Source organism: Aminobacter sp. P4_D5 (assembly GCF_056401815.1).
On record NZ_JBFUIP010000430.1, the window covers coordinates 1 to 1,029 of the forward strand.

General features: G+C 68.6%; 2 protein-coding genes. One reads left to right on the forward strand and one right to left on the reverse strand.

Annotated elements, in window-relative coordinates; all coding sequences use genetic code 11:
• Positions 1–333 (forward strand): GNAT family N-acetyltransferase (locus AC1DWF_RS32505; RefSeq protein ID WP_476842639.1); only part of this gene is annotated, 333 nt, incomplete at its 5' end.
• A gap of 56 nt (positions 334–389) precedes the next feature.
• On the opposite strand, the gene AC1DWF_RS32510 is transcribed toward AC1DWF_RS32505, so the two are convergent.
• Positions 390–1,029: uroporphyrinogen decarboxylase family protein (locus AC1DWF_RS32510; RefSeq protein ID WP_476842640.1), on the reverse strand; the 640-nt coding region annotated here is incomplete at its 5' end.

Genomic DNA, 1,029 nt, shown 5'->3' on the forward strand with positions numbered 1-1,029 from the left:
CTCGCCGTGCTGCGTCAGGGAGCCGCGACGGCGCTGGTCGCCTTGCAATGGGGGCCGCCCAGCGGCCTTCTCGTGATGAACTGGTATCCGACGCTCGAATCCGCCAGCGCCATCGCTGTGATCACGACGCTGCTGGTCGGCGAGGAGCACCGGCGGCAGGGCATCGGCAGGCTTCTGCTCAAGAGCGCCGGGCAAGCCGCGCGCATGGCCGGCTGCGGCCAGATGGAAAGCGCGACCGCAACGGACGCGCCCTCGCTGCAAGCCTTCTGCCGGACCACAGGCTTCGCCGAAGCCGGACCGCGCTTCGTCCGATCGCTGCGCAAGCAGGCCTAGGGTCCAGGGCAAAAAGCCCTGGCGAGGTCGAGGGGCAGAGCCCCTCGCCTTGTTCCCTACTGAATTTCCTTCCGCACGATCGCGGCCCCATCCGCCATGGCCTTCAGCTTCCCGAAGGCGCGCTCCCGCGGCAGGTACTTCATCCCGCAATCCGGCGCGGCGACGATGCGTTCCGCCGGCAGCACCTTCAGCGCGCGGCGCAGGCGCTCGGCGACGATCTCCGGTGTCTCCACCTCGGGCGAGCTGAGGTCGAGCACGCCCACCAGGATCGTCTTGCACGGCAGGTCGCGCAGGATCTCCAGGTCGAGGTTCGGCTGGGCCACCTCGATGGAGATCTGCTGCGCCGTGGTCTCCGACAGCTCCGGCAGGAAGGAGTAGCCGCTGGGCTTGCCGCTCACCATCGCGGCGTAGCCGAAGCACATGTGCACGATGGTTGTGCCGGGGACGTCCTTCAGCGCGCGGTTGATGGCGGCGACGGCGAAGCGGCGGGCCTCCTCGGGGAAGGCCTGCATCCAGGGCTCGTCGAGCTGGATCACGTCCACGCCGGCGGCCTTGAGCTCCAGGATTTCCTCGTTGAGCGCGSCCGCGTAGTCCATCGCGAGCTCGGCCTCGTCCTTGTAGAATTCGTTCTTCGCCTGGCGCGTCATGGTGAAGGCGCCGGGCAGCGTGATCTTGAGCTGCCGGTCGGTGTTGGCG